Origin of the sequence: Phyllobacterium sp. UNC302MFCol5.2 (assembly GCF_000686005.1) — a bacterium.
Lineage (GTDB): Bacteria > Pseudomonadota > Alphaproteobacteria > Rhizobiales > Rhizobiaceae > Phyllobacterium > Phyllobacterium pellucidum.
The window spans coordinates 62,265-89,067 of sequence record NZ_JMLL01000017.1; the positions used below are offsets into that span (position 1 = coordinate 62,265).

The 26,803-nt window shown below is 58.7% G+C and carries 23 protein-coding genes; 19 read left to right on the forward strand and 4 right to left on the reverse strand.

Going from position 1 to position 26,803, the window contains the following annotated elements:
- Positions 1-318 precede the first annotated feature (318 nt).
- The 9 genes from BR48_RS0121590 to BR48_RS0121630 all read left to right on the forward strand — a co-directional run bounded on the left by BR48_RS0121590 (position 319) and on the right by BR48_RS0121630 (position 11,130).
- The gene (locus BR48_RS0121590; RefSeq protein WP_027233213.1) at positions 319-1,980 is read left to right on the forward strand and encodes an arylsulfatase; all 1,662 of its coding nucleotides are present in this window, start codon (positions 319-321) and stop codon (positions 1,978-1,980) included.
- Between the two features lie 104 nt (positions 1,981-2,084).
- Positions 2,085-3,089 (forward strand): HAD family hydrolase, encoded by a 1,005-nt coding sequence (locus BR48_RS0121595; RefSeq protein ID WP_027233214.1) that lies wholly within the window; start codon positions 2,085-2,087, stop codon positions 3,087-3,089.
- Between the two features lie 41 nt (positions 3,090-3,130).
- Positions 3,131-4,516 (forward strand): DUF3300 domain-containing protein, encoded by a 1,386-nt coding sequence (locus BR48_RS0121600; protein WP_051615231.1) that lies wholly within the window; start codon positions 3,131-3,133, stop codon positions 4,514-4,516.
- A 43-nt stretch (positions 4,517-4,559) separates the two neighbouring features.
- A complete protein-coding gene (locus BR48_RS0121605; RefSeq protein ID WP_027233215.1) occupies positions 4,560-5,489 on the forward strand; it encodes a DUF2950 domain-containing protein in 930 nt (309 codons plus the stop codon).
- Between the two features lie 104 nt (positions 5,490-5,593).
- On the forward strand, positions 5,594-6,505 hold the full coding sequence (locus tag BR48_RS0121610) for a formylglycine-generating enzyme family protein (protein ID WP_051615391.1): 912 nt from the start codon (positions 5,594-5,596) through the stop codon (positions 6,503-6,505).
- A gap of 1,194 nt (positions 6,506-7,699) precedes the next feature.
- Positions 7,700-8,797 (forward strand): porin, encoded by a 1,098-nt coding sequence (locus tag BR48_RS0121615; RefSeq protein WP_027233217.1) that lies wholly within the window; start codon positions 7,700-7,702, stop codon positions 8,795-8,797.
- 123 nt (positions 8,798-8,920) lie between these two features.
- Positions 8,921-9,340 (forward strand): hypothetical protein, encoded by a 420-nt coding sequence (locus tag BR48_RS0121620; protein WP_027233218.1) that lies wholly within the window; start codon positions 8,921-8,923, stop codon positions 9,338-9,340.
- A 3-nt stretch (positions 9,341-9,343) separates the two neighbouring features.
- Positions 9,344-10,576 (forward strand): biotin/lipoyl-binding protein, encoded by a 1,233-nt coding sequence (locus BR48_RS0121625; RefSeq protein ID WP_027233219.1) that lies wholly within the window; start codon positions 9,344-9,346, stop codon positions 10,574-10,576.
- A 113-nt stretch (positions 10,577-10,689) separates the two neighbouring features.
- Positions 10,690-11,130 (forward strand): YqaA family protein, encoded by a 441-nt coding sequence (locus BR48_RS0121630; protein WP_036815258.1) that lies wholly within the window; start codon positions 10,690-10,692, stop codon positions 11,128-11,130.
- Between the two features lie 18 nt (positions 11,131-11,148).
- Here BR48_RS0121630 and BR48_RS0121635 read toward each other — a convergent pair whose 3' ends face one another.
- Positions 11,149-11,556, reverse strand: coding sequence for a DUF2000 family protein (locus BR48_RS0121635; protein ID WP_027233221.1), 408 nt, complete (start codon positions 11,554-11,556; stop codon positions 11,149-11,151).
- A 35-nt stretch (positions 11,557-11,591) separates the two neighbouring features.
- Between BR48_RS0121635 and BR48_RS0121640 the strand changes: the two genes are divergently transcribed.
- Complete coding sequence (locus tag BR48_RS0121640) at positions 11,592-12,455, forward strand: AraC family transcriptional regulator (protein WP_027233222.1); 864 nt, start codon at positions 11,592-11,594, stop codon at positions 12,453-12,455.
- A 58-nt stretch (positions 12,456-12,513) separates the two neighbouring features.
- Entirely contained in the window at positions 12,514-13,803 is a 1,290-nt protein-coding gene (locus tag BR48_RS0121645) for an NAD(P)/FAD-dependent oxidoreductase (protein WP_027233223.1), read from the forward strand.
- A gap of 12 nt (positions 13,804-13,815) precedes the next feature.
- Here BR48_RS0121645 and BR48_RS0121650 read toward each other — a convergent pair whose 3' ends face one another.
- Positions 13,816-14,445, reverse strand: coding sequence for a MarC family protein (locus tag BR48_RS0121650; protein ID WP_027233224.1), 630 nt, complete (start codon positions 14,443-14,445; stop codon positions 13,816-13,818).
- 230 nt (positions 14,446-14,675) lie between these two features.
- Here BR48_RS0121650 and gyrA point away from each other — a divergent pair, with 230 nt between their 5' ends.
- Entirely contained in the window at positions 14,676-17,480 is a 2,805-nt protein-coding gene (gene gyrA / locus BR48_RS25225; RefSeq protein ID WP_036815260.1) for a DNA gyrase subunit A, read from the forward strand.
- A 19-nt stretch (positions 17,481-17,499) separates the two neighbouring features.
- On the opposite strand, the gene BR48_RS26380 is transcribed toward gyrA, so the two are convergent.
- Positions 17,500-17,640 (reverse strand): hypothetical protein, encoded by a 141-nt coding sequence (locus BR48_RS26380; protein ID WP_153667373.1) that lies wholly within the window; start codon positions 17,638-17,640, stop codon positions 17,500-17,502.
- A gap of 185 nt (positions 17,641-17,825) precedes the next feature.
- Between BR48_RS26380 and coaD the strand changes: the two genes are divergently transcribed.
- From coaD to tgt, 5 genes are read left to right on the forward strand one after another with little or no spacing between them, the layout of a single operon-like run.
- Positions 17,826-18,320, forward strand: a complete 495-nt coding sequence (gene coaD, locus BR48_RS0121665) for a pantetheine-phosphate adenylyltransferase (protein WP_027233225.1) — start codon at positions 17,826-17,828, stop codon at positions 18,318-18,320.
- Between the two features lie 29 nt (positions 18,321-18,349).
- Entirely contained in the window at positions 18,350-18,934 is a 585-nt protein-coding gene (locus BR48_RS0121670; protein ID WP_027233226.1) for a peptidylprolyl isomerase, read from the forward strand.
- 25 nt (positions 18,935-18,959) lie between these two features.
- Positions 18,960-19,469: a peptidylprolyl isomerase gene (locus BR48_RS0121675; RefSeq protein WP_027233227.1), complete on the forward strand. Its 510-nt coding sequence runs from the start codon at positions 18,960-18,962 to the stop codon at positions 19,467-19,469.
- A gap of 17 nt (positions 19,470-19,486) precedes the next feature.
- Positions 19,487-20,563, forward strand: a complete 1,077-nt coding sequence (queA, locus tag BR48_RS0121680; RefSeq protein ID WP_027233228.1) for a tRNA preQ1(34) S-adenosylmethionine ribosyltransferase-isomerase QueA — start codon at positions 19,487-19,489, stop codon at positions 20,561-20,563.
- Complete coding sequence (tgt, locus tag BR48_RS0121685) at positions 20,560-21,696, forward strand: tRNA guanosine(34) transglycosylase Tgt (RefSeq protein ID WP_027233229.1); 1,137 nt, start codon at positions 20,560-20,562, stop codon at positions 21,694-21,696. The genes queA and tgt overlap by 4 nt, the downstream gene beginning before the upstream one ends.
- A gap of 6 nt (positions 21,697-21,702) precedes the next feature.
- On the opposite strand, the gene BR48_RS0121690 is transcribed toward tgt, so the two are convergent.
- A complete protein-coding gene (locus tag BR48_RS0121690) occupies positions 21,703-22,281 on the reverse strand; it encodes a TetR/AcrR family transcriptional regulator (RefSeq protein ID WP_027233230.1) in 579 nt (192 codons plus the stop codon).
- Positions 22,282-22,445: 164 nt separating this feature from the next.
- Between BR48_RS0121690 and BR48_RS0121695 the strand changes: the two genes are divergently transcribed.
- Together BR48_RS0121695 and BR48_RS0121700 are read left to right on the forward strand one after the other, a co-directional pair.
- Positions 22,446-23,660, forward strand: coding sequence for an efflux RND transporter periplasmic adaptor subunit (locus BR48_RS0121695; protein WP_027233231.1), 1,215 nt, complete (start codon positions 22,446-22,448; stop codon positions 23,658-23,660).
- Complete coding sequence (locus tag BR48_RS0121700; RefSeq protein ID WP_027233232.1) at positions 23,657-26,734, forward strand: efflux RND transporter permease subunit; 3,078 nt, start codon at positions 23,657-23,659, stop codon at positions 26,732-26,734. Before BR48_RS0121695 ends, BR48_RS0121700 begins: the two co-directional genes overlap by 4 nt.
- Positions 26,735-26,803: the final 69 nt, after the last annotated feature.

Here is a 26,803-nt window from a genome sequence, read left to right on the forward strand (position 1 = left end):
ACCCACGTGGGTTTCTCCGAAACCGATGGCGACGTGTGTGTGCGCAAACAGATACGGCGCAGTGAATGCATTTTCGGTCGACCGAATGGCTCCTGTAGGCCCAAGGTCCAACTATCGCTGGATCAGATTCCGATAAAAAATATCCGGGTAGCGATCGAACCTGCGAGTGAACAATTCCCGTTTTCAATCGGGTCCGCGCACCAGAGACCTTCGGGGCCTTCGAGATTAGAGTCGCATCAAATATCCGAGACGATCTACCAGCCCATAATCCAGACTTTCTTGAATGACCCCAGGCGGTCTCAACATGAGGAGAAAACGATGGATACCAAAGGTGATATTCAAAAGAGCAACGCCGCCGGACAGAGCAATGAAGACAGCCAGGATCTCGCCTTGAGCCGCAGAAGCCTCCTGCTCGGAGGCACAGCACTCGCCGGAGCGGCATTGCTGGAGTCTGTCGCCACCAGGGAGGCCGTTGCGCAGACTCAAGCGCAACCTGCCGCATCAGGTCGGCCCCCCAACATACTCGTCATCTGGGGCGATGATATCGGCACCTGGAATATCAGTCACAACAGCCGCGGCATGATGGGATACATGACGCCCAACATCGACCGCATCGCTCAGGAAGGCGTGTCGTTCACCGACTATTACGGCCAGCAAAGCTGTACAGCAGGGCGCGCTGCATTCATCGGAGGCATTGTACCGGTGCGCGCCGGCATGACCAAGGTAGGCCTTCCGGGCGCAAAGGAAGGTTGGCAGAAGAGCGACCCAACAATCGCGGCCCTGTTGAAGGACAAGAATTACGCGACCGGTCAGTTTGGCAAGAACCACTTCGGTGACCGCGACGAACACCTGCCGACGATGCACGGTTTCGACGAGTACTTCGGCAGCCTCTATCACCTGAACGCTTCCGAAGAGCCGGAAAATCTCGACTATCCGAAGGATCCGGAGTTTCTGAAGAAGTTCGGCCCCCGCGGTGTCTTGCGCACGAAGGCGGATGGCAAAGGCGGCCAGACGATCGAAGACACAGGTCCGCTGACCAAGAAGCGAATGGAAACCATCGACGAGGAAACACTGGCTGCCGCGAAGGATTTCATTACACGACAAAAGAATGCGGACAAGCCATTCTTTTGCTGGTGGAATGCGACGCGCATGCATTTTCGTACCCACGTCAAGGCGGAACATCGCGGCATCTCCGGTCAGGACGAGTATTCCGATGGCATGGTCGAACACGACACCATGGTTGGTGACATGCTCAAATTGATCGACGATCTCGGCATCGCCGATGACACGATCGTCATGTACTCGACAGACAATGGCCCGCACTACAACGCCTGGCCGGACGCGGGCACCACGCCGTTCCGAAGCGAAAAGAATTCCAACTGGGAAGGTGCTTATCGTGTTCCGGCATTCGTTCGCTGGCCGGGCCATTTCAAGGCCGGATCAACGCTCACCGGTCTCGTTGCACATGAGGACTGGATGGTCACGTTCCTGACCGCAGCCGGCATGCCGGATGTCAAGGAACGCCTGATGAAGGGCGATACATTCGCCGGGCGCCAATACCGCGCACATCCGGACGGCTACAACATGCTTGACTACTTGAGTGGAGATGCGAAGGAGTCGCCGCGCAATGAGTTCTGGTATGTCAGCGATGATGGTCAGGTCGTGGCTGCGAGGTGGCAGGACTGGAAGGTCGTCTTCCTGGAGAACCGCGGGGAAGCTTTCGGCGTGTGGCGGGAGCCATACGTCGAGTTGCGTGTTCCGCTGCTGTTCAACCTGCGTCGCGATCCTTTCGAGAAAGCACAGCACAACTCCAACACCTATAATGACTGGTTCCTCGACCGAGCATTCGTCCTCGTTCCGATACAAGGTCTTGCCGCGAAGTTCCTTTTAACGATGAAGGACTATCCGCCCAGCCAGACACCCGGTTCGTTCAATCTCAGTAAGATTGAGGAACAACTCAGAGGCGGCGGCGGCGATTAATCGCGTATTGCCAATAAAGTGGAGGGCCGGGTAACTGGCCCTTCTTTGCGCGCCACAACCGATCGGCATATCGCCTCGGATCGGTTCACATCAGGAGAGAACAGATGGGCGGGATATCAAGACGCTTTCTTTTGCAGACGACGCTCTTGGCTTCCACTTTAGCAATGCCTTTCACCGCTCTTGCACAGGGGGCAAAGGCGCCGCTTTCCTCGTGGTCCGACGGTGATGCCAAGGCAAGGATCATCGATTTCGTGAAGGCCGTTACCACCGAAGGGAATGCCGACTTCGTCGACCTCGACAACCGAATTGCCGTCTTTGACAATGACGGCACGCTCTGGGGCGAGCAGCCGATGTATGCCCAGCTCGCATTTGTCCTCGACCGCGTGAAAGCCCTCGCGCCGGAGCATCCGGAATGGCAGACCACCGAACCGTTCAAATCTGTCCTTTCAGGAGATTTGAACGGTGTCGCGGCGTCGGGCGAGCGCGGACTTGTCGAACTTGTGGCGGCAACCCACGCCGGCATGACGAGTGAGGAGTTCAGCAAGATTGTTGCTGACTGGATCGCCAAGGCACGTCATCCCAAACTCGACAAACCGTACACGTCGCTCATCTTCCAGCCTATGCTCGAGGTCATCGACTATCTCAAACAGAACGGCTTCAAGGTGTTCATCGTATCCGGCGGTGGCATTGAATTCATGCGTCCATGGACTGACAAAGTCTATGGGATACCAGCCGAGAATGTCATAGGATCGAGTATCAAGACCAAGTACGAAGTTCGTGACGGGAAGCCTGTAATCATTCGCCTGCCGGAGATCGATTTCATCGACGATAAGGCCGGCAAGCCGGTTGGCATTAACAGATTCATCGGGCGGCAGCCGATTGCAGCTTTCGGCAATTCCGACGGTGACTTCGAAATGCTGGAATGGACGACATCCGGTTCCGGCCGGCGACTGGGCCTTCTTGTTCACCACGATGACGGAGAACGAGAATACGCCTATGATCGCAAGTCACACTTTGGCCGCCTCGACCGTGGTCTGGACGAGGGTCCAAAGCGGGGATGGACCATCGTCAGCATGAAGACCGATTGGAAAAGCATCTATCCCGAATAGGTTGGACTTGTGCCGCCAACCAGAATGTGAGGAGAACCATGATGCCATTTCACAGGAATGCGATTGCTCTTATCGCAACGGCGGCCTTGATGCTGTCGGCGGCACCATGGTGCAGCGCCTTGGCTCAAACCCAACCTGCGCCGGCAACGGCGACCGCCGGGGTTGAAGAGCCATCCTTGCTGACGGAGGACGAACTGGAAACGCTTGTTGCGCGCATCGCCCTTTATCCCGATGACCTTGTCGCGCTGGTGCTCTCCGCAACAGTCAATCCATTGCAGATTGTGCAAGCCGCGCGGTTCATGGACCAGGTCAAAGGTAAGCCCGAGCTCAAGCCCGATTCCAGTTGGGATGGCAGTATCGTTTCCCTGCTCAATTATCCGACCGTTCTGACCATGATGAACGACGATCTCGCGTGGACCGAGCAGCTTGGCGAAGCCGTCGCCAACCAGCAGAAGGATGTCCTCGTCGCAATCCAGCAGTTGCGTGACAAGGCGGTAGCGGACGGCACGATCAAATCGGACAGCAAGGTGATCGTCGAAACCAAGAACGACAACGTCATCATCCGGCCGGCGCAAAAGGAAGTAACCTACGTTCCGACCTACGACCCGGTCATTTTGACCAACCCAACCTATGTCGCGACCGCACCGATCGTCTACGGCGACCCGTATCCTTCCTATTATTATCCTTACGCTCCCTATTGGAGCGGCTTTGTCACCGGTGCGGTCTTTGGCGCAGCGGTGGATTGGGACAACTGGCATTCCTGGGGCGGCGATGACATCGATATCGACATCGACAACATCAACCGCAACGACTTCAACTTCGACAGGAACAACATCAACAACCTCAACTTCGACAGGAACAAGTTCAATTTCGATCGCGATTCCGTCGCCAATAACATTCGCGAGAATCGGGGCAACCGCCTTGATGTGAAGAACAATCTGCAGAACCGCGAACGGACGGGTAACCTGGCCGGTGCGAAATCCAAGATCCAGGCCAGCGATATCCGGCGCGATGTGCAACAAGGCCTTAAGCAGAAAGGCGGCGGCAACATCGCCAACAAGGTTCAGGGGCAGGTTGCAAACCGCGATATCGGGCAAAGAGCAGGAGCCAATCGCCCAAACAAGGGTCAGGTCGCCAATCGGGACCGACCCCGCAATGCGGGACAGCTCAAGAACGCCAACCGTCCGACCAACAGGGCGGCCGGGCGCATTGACAACCGTCCGAGGCAGCCAAGCGCGCTGGGCAACTACGGTGCCGGCCGCGACACCCGTATTGCGTCGCAGCGTGGCAATGTCAGCCGCAATGTCGGCGGCGGAGCGAGGGTCGGGCACGGTGGTGGTGGACCGCGCATTTCCCATGGTGGTGGAGGCCGACGGCAGGGCGGCGGCGGCCGAGGTGGCGGTGGTCGAGGCGGCGGGCGCCGTTAGCTCGAACGCTGCCAACCGAGTTCCGTTTTGAAGGGATTTCAAAATGTATCGCACAACTTTAAAAATGTTCGTCCTCGCCGCAGTGCTTGCAGCGCTGCCCGTGACCACGTCGTCCGCGGCAGAGCAGTCGCTCCAGCGCTTTGTCGGCCCGGAGGCTGAAACATTCAACGATCCGGGCGAGGCGCTCGATGCGCTGAAGAAGGGGCTGGAAGCCAAGGATGTCGACGCTCTGGCGAAGTTGCTCGGACTGAATGCCGAACAGGCCAGGAAATCGGAAGATTTGGGCGAGCGGCTCGCGGAACTGCTGCAGGCATCGAAGGAACGCACGGAGCTGAAAGATCGCGATGACGGCGCCAAGGAAGTCATCCTGGGCAGCCGTGTCTGGCCGTTTCCGTTTCCACTGGTCAAGCACGATGCGGGATGGCAGTTCGACACGGTTGCAGGTCTTGAGGAAATCCTCTCGCGCCGGATAGGCGAGAACGAGTTGCAGGCGATCCAGACCGCTCGCGATGAAGTTCGCGCCCAGGATACCTACGCCGAGGAAGATCATGATGGGGACGGCGTTCTTGAATTTGCGCAAAAACTCATCAGCGAGCCCGGAAAACAGGACGGCCTCTATTGGAAATCTGATGGCGGCGAAGAAAGTCCGGCCGGCAGCTTTGCCGATCCGGCTAAGGTCGAGGGTGCAGCCGCATCGGACCATGGCTATTTCGGCTATCGCTATCGCATCCTCAAATCCCAAGGCAGCAATATTGCCGGTGGCAAATACGATTTCGTCATCAACGGCAACATGATTGCCGGACATGCCTTGATCGCCTGGCCGGCAATCTATGGCGAGACCGGCGTGATGACCTTTGTCGTCAGTCATCACGGGACGGTCTATGAAAAGGACCTTGGCCCGCAAACCGCCAAGCTGGTCAAGCAAATCAACGTCTTCAATCCCGACAAGTCGTGGGAGGAAGTCGAAGAATGAGTGAAACCAGGGCGCGCATCGGCAAACATGTTGCTCGCAGCGATCTCTTGCACGCTCAACCAAGCGCTGCCGCGGAACGGAACGACGCCATAATCCGGGTAGGCATGGTTCGCATCGACGCAAAGACATTCCTGATGGGATCCAACGATCATTATCCGGAAGAGGCGCCAGCGCATCCCGTATATGTTGACGGATTCTGGATCGATATCATGCCGGTGACGAACAGGCAGTTCCTGGAGTTCGTCAATGCTACCGGGCATGTAACTGTCGCGGAGAAAAAGCCGGTTGCCGCGGACTATCCCGGTGCGGCGCAGAAAAACCTCCGGGCGGGTTCCATGGTCTTCATCGCGCCGTCGCACGTCGTCGGCAAGCCTGATATCTACCAATGGTGGAACTATCTGCTTGGCGCAAGCTGGCGCCATCCCTATGGCCGAAAAACCAGCATCGCTACCATCCTTGACCATCCCGTCGTCCACGTCGCCTATGATGATGCCAAAGCCTACGCGGCCTGGGCAGACAAGGAACTTCCGACCGAAGCTGAATGGGAACTTGCCGCGCGGGGTGGACTGGAGGCTGCGGAGTATGCCTGGGGAAGCGAATTTATCCCCAATGGCCAACACATGGCGAACACGTGGCAGGGCCGTTTTCCCAACGAGAACCTCGAAGAGGACGGATTCTACCGAACCTCGCCGGTGGGGCATTTCCCGGCCAACGGCTATGGCATTCATGACATGATCGGCAATGTCTGGGAGTGGACAGTAGACTATTGGTCGGATGCCCATCCGGAGCCGGCCGCGAAGGCCTGTTGCATCCCGGAAAATCCACGGCGTGCCGAAGCGCAGGCGAGCTTTGATCCGCATCAACCAGAAATCAAGATTGCCCGCCGGGTTGTAAAAGGCGGTTCGCACCTTTGCGCGCCAAACTACTGCCGCCGCTATCGGCCGGCAGCGCGCCACGCGCAGCAGGAGGAATCCGCGACGTCACATATCGGTTTCCGCTGCATCGTGAGGCAATAGCAATGGCGTACGCGACCTTGCGGCCGGCGCCTTACTATGCGGTTTAATCGATCATCAGTTTTTAATTAACGTTGGCGATCGTCGGCGGTCAGATTAGCGATAAGCCTTCGAGGGGCGGCCACCGATTCTTAATGGTGTTAATGACAGCACGGTTCAGTTAGACCAAATCCAATATGTCGGGCGTAAGGTAGCGCTCGAATTGCCAAGACCCGTACGAGTGGACGGTCGTCACTATGGGCGTGTCCGAATCGAGCAGGGGTTGGATTGCAGAGAATTCTAGAAAACACTCTGGGCGATATCGTGCTGACTGATACAGCGCCATGGCTAAGGGAGTCTGTTGATAGGACCCTGCTTACCGGCGACGGGACCGTAGCGAATCTTCGAATGGGCGAATTGTTCCGTGGTAGACTCACATTGCTACGCTAGCGTCTTGTCAGTTGCGAAAGTTGTCCGGCAGTCGGGACTTGGGACAAGCTTTTTGTTCCTGGGTACCGCGCTTGCCTAGCATTCGCATCGCCTGCGGCCATGGATTGTTGACTTTTTTGCTTGTAGCCAAGGTCTGAGTCGTTCAGTAAAGCAAAAAATTCGATACAAACATCATGTTTAGCAGTGTTTGAAGCCTGTCTTTACGCGTTCCACAACCGTTTTGAGGAACGCATCGGTCCGCAGCGGGGGAACACAGTTCAGAATGAAGTCTTAGGTCCTAAACGACAGTGCAGTCTGCAATCGACTGAGGTTTTTCACTATCTTGGCCGCTTTGGCTTGTTCCCTTTGGCCCCGAAAGTGACATTCGCTCCTTCGCAGCCTGTTGCGCATAAAAAAAGAGGCTCGGTATTGATCCGAGCCTCGTGCCATTACGGGGAAATGTGCACGGGCAAATTCTGCAATGATTTCCGAAAGATAGAAATAGATCGAGTGCTCGGTAAATCGAACTACGACCAAGGGCCCGGGAGTGACCGACCTTAGTCCCAACGGATGTCACCGGCCGTCGGCCCGTCGTATCCTGACAAGTTGCAATGCCTAGGTTGCCTAGAGCCTCCTGGAAAGCCCTGAGGTGTGGCGGCATGGCGACAGTATTGGCTTTCCATGCGTGGTATAGATTGTTCGATGTAGTTGGGATTAGCGCAACATTCGGGGGCGTCGCAGTTTTCCCGATTTTCGTTTGAATGTTGCCGGTACACCCTGGGGGACCTCATGGCTGTTCGAACGCTTCTTTTCTCTTCAGTCGCAGCGATTATAACGACATCGGTGGCATATGCAGCCGATGCGGTGGTCGTCGCTGAGCCTGAGCCCGTCGAATATGTCCGCGTTTGCGATGCCTACGGCAAGGGTTTCTTCTATCTTCCAGGCACGGAGACCTGCCTGAAGGTGAACGGCTATCTGCGCGTTGATGTCGCCGGCGGCGATGATCCCTATACCGGCGGCCACATCGGTGGCGACGACGACACCTGGTATGCGCGCACGCGCGCCGAAATTCGCTTCGACGCCCGTTCCGAAACCGAGCTTGGCACGCTGCGTTCCTTTGCCGATACCCGCTTCCAATTTACCAACGGCAGTGACGGCGGCGCCTCGCTGCACCAGGGCTATATCGAGCTGGGCGGCTTCCAGATCGGCGTGAATGACGTCCTTTTCGGCTCCTGGCTGGGCTATGCGGGCGAGGCGATCATTCAGGATGACGTGATCCAATATGGCTCCGATAGCCTTTCCAGCAATCAGGTCAGCTATACGTTCAAGGGAGGCAATGGTTTCTCCGCGATTGTCGCCGCCGAGCAGGGCGAGGAGTTCAACGGCTACGATTACGTTATCGACGATTACATGCCGCATGTGCTCGCCGGCGTGAAGCTCCAGCAGGGCTGGGGCCAGATCGGCGCCGTCGTCGGCTATGATTCCGTGCAGGACGATGTCGGCGTAAAGGCTCGCCTCGACGTCAGTCTTACCGACTCCATATCGGCGTGGATCATGGCGGGATATCAATCCGACTACGATTCGGATTCCTTCAACACGAACCAGAACCGCAATTGGTACGGTCTGTGGGAGGGTGATTGGGCCGGGTGGGGCGGGTTCGCTGTAAAAGTCACCGAGAAGGCGACCATCAACGGCCAGGCGGCCTATGAAGAGCAGGGCACCTGGGCTCTTGCCCTCAACGTCAACTACGAACTTGTGCCCGGCTTCATCATCAGGCCTGAGATCGACTACACCAAGTTTGGCGGGGCCCGCAAGGAACAGGCGGAGAGCGAGTTCGGCGACGATGACGCGATCGGCGGTATTGTCCGCTTCCAGCGTAACTTCTAGATCCGCCTACGGAAAGTTACCGTAACGTACTTTTTTTAGCCGATCCAACGTGTAGGTTGTAGCTTGCGTGCGTGTGCTTGCACGCTTGGGGCCCGAACTTTCTGCATGTGGGAGGAGGCCGTTATGGCCGAAAAGATGAACCCCGCGGTGGTTGACCATCTGCCGTCGTTTATTCCTGTGCCTGGACACAGCGACTGGCTCTTCAACGCCGTCGTTGTCTTTCTGCTCATCGTGGTGCTGGTCGTCGGCAACCTTTATTTTCAGCTTCACGCAGTGCCGGAGCGCATGGCGCACCGCACGAGCAAGGTACAGATCGAGATTGTCGCCGTACTGGCGTTGATTTCGCTGTTTACCCACAATCACATCTACTGGATCATTGGCCTGCTGCTCGCGATGATCGAGTTTCCCGACTTTTCGACGCCAATGAGTTCAATCGCCCAGTCGCTGGAGCGCATCTCGGGCCGTGAGAGCTCGGCGCTTACCGACGAAGATGCTGCTGCTACCGACGCCGAGAAAATCGCCGGCAAAGGCGAGGGGATCTGAGCCATGTTCGAGTTGCTGCTCTGCTCGATGCTCACCGTGTTTCCCGACTACCTTTTTCGCCGCTATGTCCAGGGCAAGCGCATCGGCCGCGAGATTACGCTTTATACGATGTGGTATGAACTGCGCTGGGGCATAACCGCCTGCCTGCTGCTGACGGTCCTCCTGATTACGACGATTTTCTACTTTCATCCGACAACGAACAACGTCACCGCCATTTTCCGCACCGTCACGATCCTGCCCGAGACCAGTGGTCGCGTGGCCGAAGTCTATGTGACCAACAATGAGACTGTAGCGGCCGGTGCGCCGCTGTTCCGGCTTGACAGCTCGGAGCAGGAAGCCGCCAAGGAAACAGCGCAACGCGGCATTGCCGAAGTCGACGCCGCCTCGGCGGTGGCCAAAACCGAACTTGCGGGTGCGGACGGCATGATCCAGCAAGCGCAGGGCGCGCTTCAGCAGGCCATCGACGAACTCAATACGAAGCAGGAGATCATGCGGCGCAACGCCAACGTGGTCGCCCCGCGTGAGATCGAGCGTCTGCAGGTCGTCGTGGATGGCCGCAAAGGCGCCGTCGATGCCGCTGTCGCCAACAAGGAGACGCTGCAGGCGCGCATCGCTGCGCTGCTGCCCGCGCAACGATCGAGTGCCGAGGCTGCGTTGGCGCAGGCGCAGGTCGAGCTCGACAAGATGATCGTGCGCGCCGGCGTCGCGGGGACCGTCCACCAGTTCACATTGCGACCCGGAGATTTCGTCAATTCGCTGCTGCGCCCGGCCGGGATCCTCGTGCCAACCGAGGCGGGCCGCGTTGCTCTCATTGCCGGCTTCAACCAGATTGAAGCGCAGGTCATGAAGCCCGGGATGATCGCCGAGGCGACCTGTATCGGCAAGCCCTTCACCATCATTCCCATGGTGGTCACCCAGGTGCAGGACGTGATTGCCGCCGGCCAGTTGCGTCCGACCGATCAACTGATCGACGTGCAGCAGATTGCCCAGCCAGGAACCTTGACCGTCTTTCTCGAACCGATATTTGCGGGTGCCCTGGAAGGCATTCCTCCCGGAAGCAGTTGTATCGCCAATGCCTACACCAGCAATCACGCAGCTCTCGAATCAAAGGATCTTGGCAAGCTGCATCGCTTTTTCCTGCATGGCGTCGATGCCGTCGGGCTTGTCCATGCGGCGATCCTGCGGATTCAGGCCATATTGCTGCCGGTTCAGGTATTGGTGTTCTCGGGACATTGACGCGGCCCATGACGTATGGAACGAGGTGCCACGCTTCTCGTGAAAACGGTCCCGATGTTTCGCATGCCTGAACAAAATACCCGGCTGTGGCTGGTCGAGCCGCGCGCATAGCGATGCCAGCAGATTTCGCGGTCTATGCCGGACTGTTCGCCATTGCTTTTGCGGCCGCAACCATCCTGCCAATGCAGTCGGAGGCGGCACTGGCGGGCCTCCTGCTGAGCAATGCCTACCCGTCCTCCGTTCTGATTGCGGTAGCGAGTGCCGGAAATATTTTGGGCTCGGTCGTCAACTGGGGTCTTGGGCGCGGAATCGATCGCTTTCGTGACCGCAAGTGGTTTCCAGCGAACAGTGCGCAGCTCGACCGTGCCGCGTCGTGGTATCGACGCTTCGGGCGCTGGACGCTGCTTTTGAGCTGGATGCCGGTCGTCGGCGATCCGCTGACGGTGGTTGCCGGTGTTCTGCGCGAACCCCTTGCCAGTTTCGTCTTCCTGGTGGCGATAGCAAAGATTGGCCGCTACCTCGCCGTCCTTGGCCTGACGACCGGATTGCCATAGGCCGGTCTTTCCCAGGGATCACGGGTGCATGCGGGCGCCCTTGGTGATCTTGTCGACCAGCTTCTTGTCGGCGCGCATGGCAATTCCCACGACCTTTGCATCCGAAGGCGCGAATTTCGCAAAGATGGCGCGATTTGCCGCGTCATGACCGGTCGAGAACATTTCCTCGACATAGAGGCAGGTGCGGACATCGCGTTCGAGCGAGCGACGATGGATAGTCGAGATCGTTGCCTGGTCGGCCGCAAGAACGATGACGGGCTGAATGGATAAGGGATTGTAGATATTGCCTTCGCGGTCGCGATAGGGCTCGCCGATAACGTTTGGCGTCTCTGCAACTATGCCGCTCATCAGGAAAGCCGTGACATTCAGCGTCTGCCAAGGGGCAAGGTCATCGCGCAGAACAATTGCAATTTTCGTGTCGAACATAAATATACTAGCCTTTGCAGGTTCGGGTTGAGCGGATGATCAATGTTCTAGGGGAAGAGACCGCAGAGCGTCTTGGACGTTTGTGCGAACCATCGCTGAAGGACACGATCGTTGCGGCGCCTTCCAATCCGGGGCTCGAAAGGATCGAAGCGCGCTTTGCCGCCAATGCCTATGAACTGCATCGGCATGATACCTATGCGATCGGCCTGACCCTGCACGGCGTGCAATCTTTCTGGTATCGCGGTGAGCGGCGATGCAGCCTTCCCGGCAACGTCATTGTTCTGCATCCGGACGAGATGCATGATGGCGGGGCGGGGACCGAGGTCGGCCTGCGGTATCGTATGCTCTATCTGGAACCCTCATTGGCACTGGATTCGCTTGGTCCTGCCGGTTCGCTGCCATTCGTGCGCGATCCGGTGCTTAGCGATCCGATGATCGCGGCGGCGCTTTCGGCAGCGCTGGACAATCTCGATGAGGAACTGGACGAGCTTCTTGTCGATGATGTCATCTCGCGGTTGGCGCAGGGACTGTCGCGCGTCGCCCGGCAATCGCGCAAGCCGACCGACAAGCCCGCGTTAAGGCAGGTGGCACGCGTTCGCGATTATCTCGAGGCGCATGCCTTGCGTCTTGTGAAATCGGATGAACTGGAGGCAATAAGTGGCCTTGATCGCTATGCTTTATCGAGGCAATTCAGGGCGGTGTACGCCACCAGCCCGCATCGTTTCCTGCTCATGCGCCGTCTGCAACGTGCCCGCGACATGATCCGGATGGGGGAGCCTCTTGCGGAAATCGCCGCCGATACTGGCTTCAGCGACCAGAGCCACCTCAACAGGCAGTTCAAGAAGGCGTTCGGCGTAACACCCGGCCGCTGGGCGGCGCTGGTTGGTTCGAACGCATAATTGTAGTTCGCCGGGCCCTCTGCTAGACAGGCATGCGGTTTGTCCAGCGGAGCCAACGATGACGGAAGATCAGACTCCAGTGCAGCACCGTATCGTCGTTGTCGGCGGTGGTTTTGGCGGTCTCGAGACCGTCTACAATCTTCGCGGTGTCGAAGTTGCTATCACTGTCGTAGACCAGCGCAACCACCATCTTTTCCAGCCCTTGCTCTATCAGGTGGCAACGTCGACCCTCGCAACATCCGAGATCGCCTGGCCGATCCGGCATCTGTTGCGGCGCTACAAGAATGTCTTGACGCTGCTTGGCACCGTGGAAGCCGTGGATACGGCCGCCAAGACGGTGATTACGGCGGATGGCGACGTTATTCCCTATGACACGCTCGTGCTCGCTACCGGCGCCCGCCATGCCTATTTCGGCCATGACGACTGGGAGCCATTCGCGCCCGGCCTGAAGACGCTGGAGGACGCCACCACGATCCGGCGGCGCATTCTCACGGCTTTCGAAATGGCAGAGCGCGAACCTGATCCGCAAAAACGGGCACAATATCTGACGTTCGTCATCATCGGCGGCGGGCCGACCGGCGTCGAAATTGCCGGGACGATTGCTGACCTTGCCCGCGACACGCTGAAGGGTGATTTCAGGGAGATCGACCCCGCCAGCGCGCGAGTCGTGCTGATTGAAGGCGGGAGCCGCGTGCTTGGCGCCTTCAAGGAAGACATGTCCGCCTATGCCAAAATGGCGCTGGAAAAGCTCGGCGTGACCGTCCATCTCGGCAATCCGGTGACCGCGTGCCATGCAGACGGGGTCGAATTCGCCGGGCAGACACTGCGTGCCCGCACGATTATCTGGGCGGCGGGCGTGCAGGCATCGCCCGCTGCCAAATGGCTGGGCGTTCCGGCCGATCGCGCCGGACGGGTCGTCGTCAATCCAGATCTAACCGTGCCGGGCCACCCTGAGATTTTCGTGATCGGCGATACCGCAACCGTGGCGAATGGCGGCAAGGGCACGGTGCCGGGCATCGCACCTGCCGCCAAGCAACAAGGCAAGCACATAGCAAAGACAATCAAGGCGAGGCTTGCGGGCGACAATGCGCCGAAGCCCTTCGTCTACCATCACGCCGGCGATCTCGCGACCATCGGCAAGCGCGCCGCAGTGACCGATTTCGGCTGGTTCAAGCTCAAGGGCTATCTCGCCTGGTGGCTGTGGGGCCTCGCCCACATCTACTACCTGATCGGCGTGCGCAATCGCCTCGCCGTGGCGCTGAGCTGGCTGTGGATATCGGTGAGCGGCGTGCGCAGCGCCAGGCTGATCACCCAGCGCGATGCCGCGGAGGAAGACAAGTCAGCGTAGCTTGAGCCAAGCTCAGCCCTGGACGAGCGTCCGTATCCCATCGGCCACGAACTGGACCGCGAGGGCGGCCAGGATGACGCCGAGCAGGCGGGTCAGGATCGAGCGGCCGGTTTCTCCAAGGAAGCGGTCGACCCGCTCGGCGAGCAGAAAGACCACGTAACAGGCGGCAATACAGACCAGAATAATTCCGATGAGGGCAACCCGCGACGTTGGTTCGGAAAGCGTGCCGGCGAGCAGGATGGTCGCCGAGATAGCGCCGGGACCTGCAATGAGCGGGATCGCCAGCGGGAAGGCGGCAACATTGCGGATGTGGTCCTTGGTGATGGCAACCTCGGCGCTCTTTTCCTTGCGCTCGGTGCGGCGCTCGAAGATCATTTCGAAGGCGATCCAGAACAGCAGCAGACCACCGGCCACACGGAAGGCGCCAAGCGTGATGCCGAACAGCGCGAGAATCTGCGCGCCGGCGACGGCGAATATGGTGAGGATACCGAAGGCGATGATGCTTGCTCTCAATCCGACCTGGCTGCGTTCACTGCGGTTCATGCCGCGCGTCAGCGCCAGAAACAGCGGCGCCAGCCCCGGAGGATCGATGGTCACCATCAGGGTGACGAGGGCATTGAGAATGGTGTCGTAGAACGCCACGATTTTGCTTTTCTTCTCGGTTAAGAGCCCAGCCAACCTACCGGATTCGATATCCAACGTCGAGAAACATGCAATTTCACGCCCAACAATTTCACCGCATGAGAAAATCTCTTCTATCCATTTGATATCAAATGGTTTTCTGCTGTGAATTCTGACCCCGTTTGTTGGCTTTTCGCAATGAAAGCCGCTATAAGATCAAAGATTGATTCCATACGAAAGATGAGTGCCTCGTGTCTGACCTAACTCCACCATCCGGACCTGAAGACGATAAATCCGGGCCCAGTTCCGGTATCGAGCCGATTTCCATCATCGAGGAAATGCAGCGTTCCTATCTCGATTACGCCATGAGCGTGATCGTCAGCCGCGCCTTGCCCGATGTTCGCGATGGTCTGAAGCCGGTGCACAGGCGTATCCTCCACGCGATGAACGAGATGGGCCTGTCCTGGAACAGGTCGTACCGCAAGTCGGCCGGTGTCGTCGGTGAGGTGATGGGTAAGTTCCATCCGCACGGTGACGCCTCGATCTATGACGCGCTCGTCCGCATGGCGCAGGATTGGTCGCTGCGCGACCCGCTCGTCGATGGCCAGGGCAATTTTGGCTCGATCGACGGCGATTCACCGGCGGCGATGCGATACACCGAATGCCGCCTCGAAAAGGTCACGGAATCGCTACTCGAGGATATCGACAAGGAGACGGTCGATTTCCAGGACAATTATGACGGCCGCGAGCAGGAGCCGACGGTACTGCCGGCGCGCTTCCCCAATCTTCTGGTCAATGGTTCCGGCGGTATCGCCGTCGGCATGGCAACGAACGTGCCGCCGCACAACCTTTCCGAGGTAATCAACGGCTGTATCGCGCTTATCGACAATCCGGCGATCGAATTGCCGGAACTGATGGAAATCATTCCGGGTCCGGATTTCCCGACCGGCGGCCTTGTCCTTGGCCGTTCCGGCATTTATTCTGCTTACAGCACTGGCCGCGGCTCGATCCTGATGCGCGGCAGGGTTGCCATCGAAAGCATGCGCGGTGACCGCGAGGCGATCATCATTACCGAGGTTCCCTATCAGGTGAACAAGGCGGCGATGATCGAGAAGATGGCCGATCTGGTGCGCGAAAAGCGCATCGAGGGCATTTCCGACATTCGCGACGAATCCGACCGCGACGGCTACCGTGTCGTTGTCGAATTGAAGCGCGATGCGGTGGCGGATGTCATCCTCAACCAGCTTTATCGCTTCACGCCGCTGCAGACCTCGTTTGGCGCCAATATGGTGGCGCTCAATGGCGGCAAGCCCGGCCTTCTCAACCTGCTCGATATTCTGCGTGCATTCGTCAGCTTCCGCGAGGAAGTCGTCAGCCGCCGTACCAAATATCTTCTGCGCAAGGCGCGTGACCGGGCGCATGTGTTGGTGGGTCTTGCGATTGCCGTCGCGAACATAGATGAGATCATAGCGCTGATCCGCCGCGCTCCGGACCCGGCCACGGCCCGTGACCAGTTGATGGAGCGCCGCTGGCCTGCAAGCGAGGTCGCGCCACTGATCCTGCTCATTGCCGATCCGCGCCACAAGCTTAATGACGACAACACCTACAACCTCTCCGAAGAACAGGCGCGTGCCATTCTCGATCTCCGCCTGCAGCGCTTGACAGCGCTCGGCCGCGACGAAATCGCTGACGAACTCAACAAGATTGGCGTTGAAATCAAGGATTATCTGGAGATCCTCGCCTCGCGGCTGCGGATCATGGGCATTGTTAAAGACGAGCTCGCCGCGATCCGCGACGAATTCGGCACCCCCCGCCGCACCGAACTTACCGAAGGCGGCGCCGACATGGACGATGAGGATCTCATCGCCCGTGAAGACATGGTCGTCACCGTCAGCCATGCCGGCTATATCAAGCGTGTGCCGCTTGCGACTTATCGCGCGCAGCGCCGCGGCGGCAAGGGGCGCTCGGGCGTCACGATGAAGGATGAGGATTCGGTTACGCGCCTGTTCGTGGCCAACACGCATACGCCGGTCCTGTTCTTCTCGTCGCGCGGCATCGTCTACAAGGAAAAGGTCTGGCGCTTGCCGATCGGCACGCCGCAATCGCGCGGCAAGGCCCTGATCAACATGCTGCCGCTTGAACAGGGTGAGCGCATAACGACGATCATGCCGCTGCCGGAAGACGAATCCAGCTGGGCCAACCTCGATGTGATGTTCGCAACCACACGCGGCACGGTTCGCCGCAACAAGCTGTCGGATTTCATCCAGGTCAACCGCAACGGCAAGATCGCAATGAAGCTCGACGAAGAGGGTGATGAAATCCTCAGCGTCGATACATGCGACGAGTTCGACGACGTGCTGCTCACTGCCGCCGGCGGTCAGTGCATTCGCTTCCCGGTTACGGACGTGCGGGTTTTCGCCGGCCGCAACTCCATCGGCGTGCGCGGCATGAATCTGGCCAATGGCGACAAGATCATCTCGATGTCGATCCTCGGCCATGTCGATGCGAGCCCGGCAGAACGCTCGGCCTATCTCAAGCAGGCAGCGGCGGAACGCCGTGCGCAGGGCGCCGATGATGTCGAGGAGATCAATCTCGTCGGCGAAGAGGCGACAGACATTGCCGACCTCGCGCCCGAGCGCTACGCCGAACTGCGCGAACGCGAGCAAACCGTTCTCACCGTGAGTGAATTTGGCTACGGCAAACGATCGTCGTCCTATGAATTCCGTGTTTCGGGTCGCGGCGGCAAGGGCATCCGCGCCACCGACACGTCCAAGACTGACGAAATCGGCAAGCTGGTCTCGTTGTTCCCGGTGGAGTCTTCGGATCAGATCTTGCTCGTTTCCGATGGCGGCCAGCTCATCCGCGTGCCGGTCAACGGTATCCGCATTGCCGGACGCTCGACAAAGGGCGTCACGATCTTCAATACAGCGGATGGTGAGAAGGTGGTGTCGGTCGAGCGGATTTCCGAGACGGAGACCGACGAAGTCGAGACTGAAGCGGCTGCGGAAGGCGATGTCTCAGTACCGGAGGCCCCGGACGGCGCCGAGCCTAACTAAGGCTCAGGCAGGTCGGGACTCAAATGTCGCGGCGATGATGATAAACACCGAAGCGGGTGGTTCTGACAGGAGCTTCCCGCTTTTTGCTTTCTTCCACAATCATGACAATCGCCGAAACGACCATTGCAACCATCATGGCAATGCTGAGAAGAATAAACATCAATCTGTCCCTTTGCTCCTGGCCAACTTATGGATAGTAACGTGCTGACTTCGAAATGGTTTCATGCGAGCGTCTCACGCATAGTTGAACGCGGATGAATGCTTGCTGATTTATGTGTTCATCTATCGTTCATCTGGATCGTGCGAGCCATTGAAAGCTCCAAGCAAAACCGATAGGAACCGGTCATGACAATCGCGATCTACGCCGGATCCTTCGATCCGATCACCAATGGCCACATGGATGTCCTGCAGGGCTCGCTGCGGCTTGCGGACAAGGTCTATGTCTCAATCGGGGTTCATCCGGGGAAGGCGCCTCTGTTTTCCTTCGACGAGCGGATGGACCTCGTCAAGCGTGTCTCGGCCGAGGTGTTCGGCAAGGACGGTGAGCGGATCGAAGTCATTTCCTTCGACGGTCTGGTGATCGACGCGGCACGCAAATTCGGCGCATCGCTGCTCGTTCGCGGATTGCGTGACGGCACCGACCTCGATTACGAAATGCAGATGGCGGGCATGAACGGCAAGATGGCGCCGGAATTGCAGACCGTGTTTCTTCCGGCGGACCCGGCGGTGCGCACCATTACCGCCACATTGGTTCGCCAGATTGCAGCGATGGGCGGCGACGTGCGGCACTTCGTTCCCGCGCTTGTCGCTGATGCGCTTGCGACCAAATTCAAACCCTGAACAAGTCACTGATCCCGGAGAGATTTTTCATGACCTTTACTCGTAGAGCCCTCATTGCGGCTGCAGTTTCATCGCTTACCTTTGCGACGCTGAACCCCGGCTTTGCCGATGACGCCAATACGATGACGATCAAGCTTAAGGACGGCGACGTCAAGGTCGAGCTGTTGCCCAAGCTCGCACCGAAGCATGTCGAGCAGATCAAGGCGCTCGCCAAGGAAGGCGCCTATGACAATGTCGTATTCCACCGCGTCATTCCAGGATTCATGGCCCAGACCGGCGACGTTCAGTATGGCAATGCCGAAAAGGGCTTCAATGCGCAGGCCGCCGGCACCGGTGGCTCGACGCGGCCCGACCTTCCTGCAGAGTTCTCCAAGGAACCTTTCGTACGCGGCGTTGTCGGTATGGCGCGGTCCCAGAACCCCAACTCTGCAAATTCGCAGTTCTTCATCATGTTCACCGAATACCCCTCGCTGAACGGCCAGTATACAGTCGTCGGCAAGGTCACGAGCGGCATGGAATATGTCGACAAGATCAAGAAGGGTTCGGAAGCAAACAATGGCGCCGTAGAGAATCCCGACAGGATGATCAAAGTTACCGTCGGCGCCGGCAAATAATTCATATCACAGGAGATTGGCGAAAATGGCTTATAAAGATCCCGAAAACACGATCCTGCTCGAAACGACCAAAGGCAATGTCGTCATCGAGCTTTACCCGGACCTCGCGCCGGAACACGTCAACCGCATCAAGGAACTTGCACGCGAAGGTGCTTATGACGGCGTCGTCTTCCACCGCGTGATCGACGGCTTCATGGCGCAGACCGGTGACGTCAAGTTCGGCAAGAAGGGTGGCGCTTCGTTCAATCCTACGCGCGCCGGCATGGGCGGTTCGGACAAGCCGGATCTCAAGGCTGAATTTTCCAACGCCAACCACGGTCGCGGCGCATGCTCGATGGCGCGTGCGCAAAACCCGAATTCCGCCAACTCGCAGTTCTTTATCTGCTTTGACGATGCCGGCTTCCTGAACCGTCAGTACACGGTTTGGGGCCAGGTCATCGAAGGCATGGACAATGTCGACAAGATCAAGCGCGGCGAACCCGTGCAGGATCCGGATTCGATTGTTTCGATGCGCGTTGCTGCGGACGTTGAGTAAGATCGTTTCGTTGCATCATGCGTGTTGATCTTTTCGATTTCGATCTGCCGGAAGAGAACATCGCATTGAGACCAGCAGAGCCGCGCGATTCAGCGCGGCTTTTGCTTGTAAAGGCGGATGGCTCGGACCTAGGCGACGATACAGTACGCAATCTTGGCAATTATCTGCGTGAAGGCGACGCGCTCGTTTTCAATGATACCAAGGTGATACCGGCGCAACTTGAAGGCTTTCGCGAGCGTGAGGGGGTGCGCGCGCAGGTCGGCGCAACCTTGCATATGCGCACCGGCCCGGATCGTTGGAAGGCGTTTTTGCGTCCGGCAAAGCGTATCAAGGAAGGAGAGCGCATCGATTTCGGCCAGGGCAATAATGCGTGCCTGCTTGGCTCGCTGCAGGCAACGGTGGCCAAGAAGGGCGAGGCGGGCGAAGCCCTGCTCGTTTTCGATTTCAGCGGACCCGATTTGGACCAGGCCATCGCTGCGGTCGGGCATATCCCGCTGCCGCCCTATATCGCCTCGAAGCGGGCCGACGACAGCCGCGACCGCGACGACTACCAGACCGTCTATGCCCGCGAGGAAGGCGCTGTTGCCGCCCCGACGGCCGGTCTGCATTTTACGCCCGGTCTCCTTGACGATTTGAAGCAACGCGGCATCGAGGAACATTTCGTGACGCTGCATGTCGGGGCAGGGACGTTTCTTCCCGTAAAGGCCGACGATACCGCCGAACACAAGATGCATGCCGAAATCGGCCATGTCGACCAGGCCACTGCCGATGCGCTCAATGCGGTCAGGGCGCGCGGAGGGCGGATCGTCAGCGTCGGTACGACGTCGCTGCGGCTTCTCGAAAGCGCAACGGGCGAAGACGGGATTGTTCGCGCATGGTCAGGAGCGACCGACATATTCATTACGCCAGGCTACCGTTTCCGGGCCGTCGACATGCTGATGACCAATTTTCACCTGCCGCGCTCGACGCTGTTCATGCTCGTTTCGGCCTTCAGCGGCATGGATCGCATGCGGGACGCCTATGAATATGCCATCGAAAATCACTACCGCTTCTATTCCTATGGCGATGCAAGCCTGTTATGGCGATCAGAATGACCAGCACCAATTTTGAATTCAAACTGATTGCCAGCGATGGCAAGGCGCGACGCGGCGCGATCACCATGCCACGCGGCACGATCCGCACCCCCGCGTTCATGCCGGTGGGAACCGGCGGCACCGTCAAGGCGATGTATATGGACCAGGTGCGCGAGCTTGGCGCCGACATCATCCTTGGCAACACCTATCACCTGATGCTGCGCCCGACCGCTGAACGCGTTGCGCGGCTTGGCGGGCTGCACGAGTTCGCCAGATGGCCAGGACCGATCCTGACGGATTCCGGCGGGTTTCAGGTGATGTCGCTGGCGCAGTTGCGCAAGCTGACCGAAAACGGCGTCACCTTCCGCTCGCATATCGATGGCAGCGCCCACGAGATGAGCCCGGAGCGCTCGATCGAAATTCAGGGTCTGCTCGATTCCGATATCCAGATGCAACTCGATGAATGCGTTGCGCTGCCTTCGACGCCGAAGGACATCGAGCGGGCCATGGAACTGTCACTGCGCTGGGCCGAGCGATGCAAGACCGCATTCGGCAATCAGCCAGGAAAAGCCATGTTCGGGATCGTGCAGGGCGGTGATGTGGCGGATCTGCGTGTTCGTTCGGCGCAGGCCCTCAAGGCCATGGACCTCAAGGGCTATGCCGTGGGCGGTCTTGCCGTCGGCGAGCCGCAAGAGGTCATGCTCGACATGCTCGACATTACCTGCCCGGAACTGCCGGCGGAAAAGCCGCGCTATCTGATGGGCGTCGGCACGCCTGACGATATCCTGAAGTCGGTGGCGCGCGGCATTGATATGTTCGATTGCGTGATGCCGACGCGGGCAGGCCGGCACGGTCTCGCCTTTACCCGTCGCGGCAAGGTCAATCTGCGCAATGCCCGGCATGCGGACGATCCGCGGCCGCTCGACGAAGAATCATCCTGTCCTGCGGCACGTGACTACAGCCGAGCCTATCTTCATCACCTCGTCAAATCTGGTGAGGCGCTTGGCGGCATGCTGCTGACATGGAACAATCTCGCCTATTACCAGCAACTCATGCAAGGTATACGCGGCGCGATAGAGACTGGAACATATGTCCCGTTCTGTGAAGAGACGCAGGCCGAATGGGCGAAGGGGGATCTCCCCGCTTACCCATAGTCGAGATCAGGCGACGGCCGGCGTTTCCACCGGCGCGGGGTCGGCAGGTTCGAAGAGATTTTTCAGGCGGTCGATCGCAGCGATCTGTTCAGCGCGATCGAGAACATTCATCTCGAACAGCTTTAGGCTGCGCAAACCCTCGATGGTCAGGAAAACCATCATCGCCAGCATGGGGTCGGCTGCGTTTTCACGCATGCGCTGCAGCAGTTGCTTGTTGTAGCGGCGGATCGGCTCGAGAAACCCCGGATCGTTGGCGATAGCCGCGAGAATACCCGAAGGCTCGGGCTCGTTGCAGACAAATTCGGCACGGTAGACAGCGATGACGGCAAGGACGACGCTGTTCGGGCCGAAGTTGCGGGAAGCCTCTTCACGGCGAAGTGATTGGTCAAATTCCGAGACGTGCTGCTCTACCAGACCTTCGAGCAATTTGGCCTTGGTTGGAAATGTATAAAGCAGTCCACCCTTCGAAAGTCCCGCTCGTTTGGCCACAGCATCGAGTGAAAGATTCACCGGTCCCACCTCCTTGGTGATCTCCGCTGCCGCCTGCAGGATCTTGTCTCTTGTCGTTGGGATGTCCGCCACCATTCTGAAACTTTCGTCGTAGGGTTGTTGCCAAAACAATATTGACATTACCGTCCAGACGGTACAGTACTTCGCCCGCGGTAATCAAGTCCGCGTAAATCAATCCCCGTAAGAAAGGCTGGCAGACATATTTGCTGGCCATTGTTTTGTTTCGGAGCAGTCTCCTCATGATCAAGCGGTTCCTACTTCCCGTTATCATCCTCGTCCTGGTCGTATTGCTGGGCGTCGGGCTGGTCGGATTCAATCTGTTCCGTGACAAGGCAATCAAGGATTTCTTTGCGACGATGCAGCAGCCGGCTGCGCCGGTTTCGACCTACACGGTCGAGCCGACATCATGGACGCCGGAAATCGAGGCAATCGGCACGGTGAGCGCTATCCAGGGCGTCGAACTCTCCGTCGAGGTTGCCGGCATCGTCAAGGATATCCCGTTCACGGCGAATCAGGTCATCCAGAAGGGCGCCCCGCTGCTCCAGCTCGATGACGCGATCGAAAAGGCCGATATCGTTGCCGCCCAGGCGCAGAATGTGCTTATGGACCAGACGCTCGAGCGCGCCCGCACGCTGAATACGCGTGGTGTTGGTGCCGTGTCCAACGTCGACGAGGCCCAGGCGGCATCGCTCGCGAAAAAGGCAGAGATCGCCAAGCTGCAGGCCGTCATGGACCAGAAGCTCATCAAGGCGCCGTTCACCGGCACAGTCGGTATTCCGCGCATCGAGCTTGGTCAGTATCTCGCACCCGGCACTGTAGTCGTGAGCTTGCAGGACCTTTCGACGATGCGCGTCGATTTCACCGTTCCCGAGCAGACCTTGAGCCAGCTCAAGGTCGGCCAGCCAATCCGTCTCGGCCTGACCGATGGTGACATCAACATCAAGGGTGAAATAACGGCCATTGAGCCGCGCATCGATCCCGCGACGCGTCTTGTTTCGGTTCGCGCCAAGGTCGACAATTCCGAAGGCAAGCTGCGCCCCGGCCAGTTCGCACAGGTCCGCGTCGGACTGCCGAAGGAAGACGATGTTCTGACCTTGCCGCAGACGGCGCTCGTTTCCAGTCTTTACGGCGACTACGTGTTCGTTGTCCGTCCGGCCGAACAGAAGCCCGAGGAAAAGAAGCCGACCGAACCGCAGCAGCCCGGTGCCGCATCCGCCGAGACGGCAAAGCCAGCCGACGAGAAGGCAAAGGAAGAGCCGAAGCTTGTTGTCGCTCAGGTATTCGTGACGCCCGGACGCCGATCCGGCCTGAATGTCGAGATCACCAAGGGTCTTAAGCCCGGCGACATCGTCGTCACCGCCGGCCAGAACCGCCTGAACCCCGGTGCTGCCGTCAAGATTGCCAACGATGTCAATCCCGCCAACACCAAAGACGCAGGGCTGCCCACAAAATGAACTTCTCAGAAATCTTCATTCGCCGTCCGGTCCTTTCGACGGTCGTTGCTCTGATGATCATTCTGCTCGGCGCGCAGGGGCTCGTGAACCTTTCGGTTCGCGAATATCCGAAGGTCGAGGAAACGGTTATCACGATCAAGACCGCCTATGCGGGTGCCAGTGCCGATCTTATGCAGGGCTTCATTTCGGCGCCTATCGCCAAGGCCGTGACCACGACGGAAAACATCGACTACGTAACGTCGTCGTCGGGTCCGTCATCGAGCACGGTTACCGTGCAGATGAAACTCGGCGCCGATCCCGACGCCGCGCTCACCGAAGTTATCTCGAAGGTAAACCAGGTGCGCGGCGATCTGCCGGCCGAGGCTGACGACCCGGTCATCACCAAGGGCACGGGCCAGGACTTCGCGACGATGTACCTCGCGGTACAGAATCCGAACATGACCAGCGAGCAGATCACCGAATATCTGGAGCGCGTTATCCAGCCGCGCATGTCGACGATTCAGGGCGTGGCCGATGCGCAGATTCTCGGCGGCCAGGTGTTCTCGATGCGCGTCTGGATCGACCCGATCAAGCTCGCGGCTCGCAAGACGACGGCATCGGAAGTGCTGACGGCGATCAACCAGTCGAACTTCCTGTCGGCGCCGGGCAAGGTCGAAAACCTCTATACGGCCTCACCAATCACGTTGAAGACGACGTTGCAGACGCCGGAAGCCTTCGGCGCAATGCCGATCAAATCCGACGGCGACAATATTGTGCGCCTCAGGGATGTGGCGCGCATCGAGCTTGGTGCCGTCAACAAGGATACGATTGTCACCTTCAACGGGTCCAGCGGCACCTTCCTTGGCGTCTTCCCGACTCCCGCTGCAAATCCGATCGATATGACAGCGGCGGTCCGCGCCGAACTGCCATCGATCCAGGCAACCCTGCCTGACGGGATGTCGATCGTCCTGCTTTATGACGCGACGGAACAGATCAGTTCATCGATCCACGAGGTGTTCAAGACCATCGGCGAGGCGGTTCTTATCGTCGTCCTGGTGATCCTCCTGTTCCTCGGCTCGTTCAGGTCGGTCATCATCCCGGTCGTCACCATTCCGATCTCGCTTGTCGGCGTGTGCTTCTTCCTGTTCATCCTTGGCTATTCGATCAACCTTCTGTCACTGCTCGCAATGGTTCTCGCGATCGGCCTCGTCGTCGATGACGCGATCGTGGTGCTGGAGAATATCCACCGCCACATCGAGGAGGGGCTCCGGCCGGTCGATGCCGCACTGAAGGGCATGAAGGAAATCACGGGTCCGATCGTCGCCATGACCATCACACTCGCCGCGGTGTTTGCGCCGCTCGGCTTTACCGGTGGTTTGACGGGTGCGCTTTTCCGCGAGTTCGCTTTCACGCTCGCGGGTGCCGTTATCATCTCTGGCGTTGCGGCCTTGACCGTTTCGCCAATGATGTGCGCGCTTCTGTTGAAGCCTGGCAATCACAGCCGTTTCCAACGGATTGTCGACAACACTTTCGGTTGGCTGGAGCGCGCCTATGAACGCCGCGTGGCCGGGTCGCTGAATTTCCGCTTCCTGACGCTGTTCATCGTCATCGCACTGGTCTCGCTGACCGGCTTCCTCTTTACCAAGACCTCATCGGAGCTTGCTCCCGAAGAGGATTCCGGCGCCCTGTTTGCGATCGTCAACGCACCACAATATGCGACTTCGGACTACACCAAGCTCTATGCCGATCAGATCGACGCGCTGACCAAGGACCTGCCGGAACTCAAGGCCCGGTTCAACATCCTCGGTCTCGGCACGACGAATTCGGCCTTCGCTATCTGGGTGTTCAAGGACTGGACCCAGCGCGAAAAGTCGCAGAAGCAGCTTCAGCAGGAACTGCAGGGGATGATCAGCCCGATTGCAGGTGCCGAAGCCTTCATCTTCGCGCCGCCGACATTGCCGGGTACTGGTGGTGGTCTGCCGATTTCGGTCGTCATTCAGTCTACCGGACCGGCCGACAAGGTCTACGAGGTGGCCGAGGAGATCAAGAAGCAGGCGCAGGCATCAGGCCAGTTCATCATCGTCCAGAACTCCTTGTCATTCAATGCGCCGCAGGTGACAGTCACGATCGATCGCGACCGTGCTTCGGCGCTTGGCGTACCCGTCAGCGATATTGGCCAGACGCTCGGCCTGCTCGTCGGCGGCGGCAAAATCTCGAAGTTTGACCGCGATTCCAACAGCTACGACATCATTCCTCAAGTGCCGCAGGATTACCGGGCCAATCCGGAAAGCCTCGGCCAGTACTTCGTCAAGAGCGCGTCGGGCGAAATGGTGCCGTTGTCTGCGGTGATCAAGATCACCGAGAATGCGTCACCGGCGGCGATCGAACAGTTCAACCAGCTGAATTCGGCGACGATTTCCGCGCTGCCGATGCCTGGCGTCACGACAGGTCAGGGATTGCAGACGATCATCGATACGGCTCGCCCGTTGATGCCGGATGGGTTCTTCATGGACTATTCGGGTCAGTCGCGACTCGAGATCGAGCAGGGCAGCACGATCCTGATCGCGTTTGTTCTCGCCGTCGTGGTTATCTATCTCGTCCTTGCGGCGCAGTTCGAAAGCTTCCGCGACCCGTTCATCATCATGATGTCAGTGCCGTTGTCGATTTTCGGCGCGATCGTCCCGCTCAATCTCGGGCTCGGAACGCTCAACATCTATACGCAGGTCGGGCTGATCACGCTTGTCGGGCTCATAACCAAGCACGGCATTCTCATGGTCGAGTTCGCCAACCAGCAGCGCGAACTGCACGGCATATCGCGTCATGACGCCATCATCCTTGCGGCGAAGACACGACTTCGTCCCATTCTGATGACGACGGCGGCGATGGCGCTTGGTGTTATTCCGCTGATCACGGCAACCGGCGCTGGTGCCGCGGCGCGTTACTCGATCGGTCTCGTGATCTTTTCCGGCATCATCGTCGGAACGATCTTCACGCTCTTCGTCGTGCCGATGTTCTATACGTTCATCTCGCGCAAGGACGTGGCCGTCGAATCCGAGAAAACGCCGGACGCCCAGCCTGAATTCGGCCGGGCCTGACGAACTTACACTTGGAAATAAAGAGGCCCCCGAACGGCAGCGTTCGGGGGCTTTTTCTTTTGATCGCTT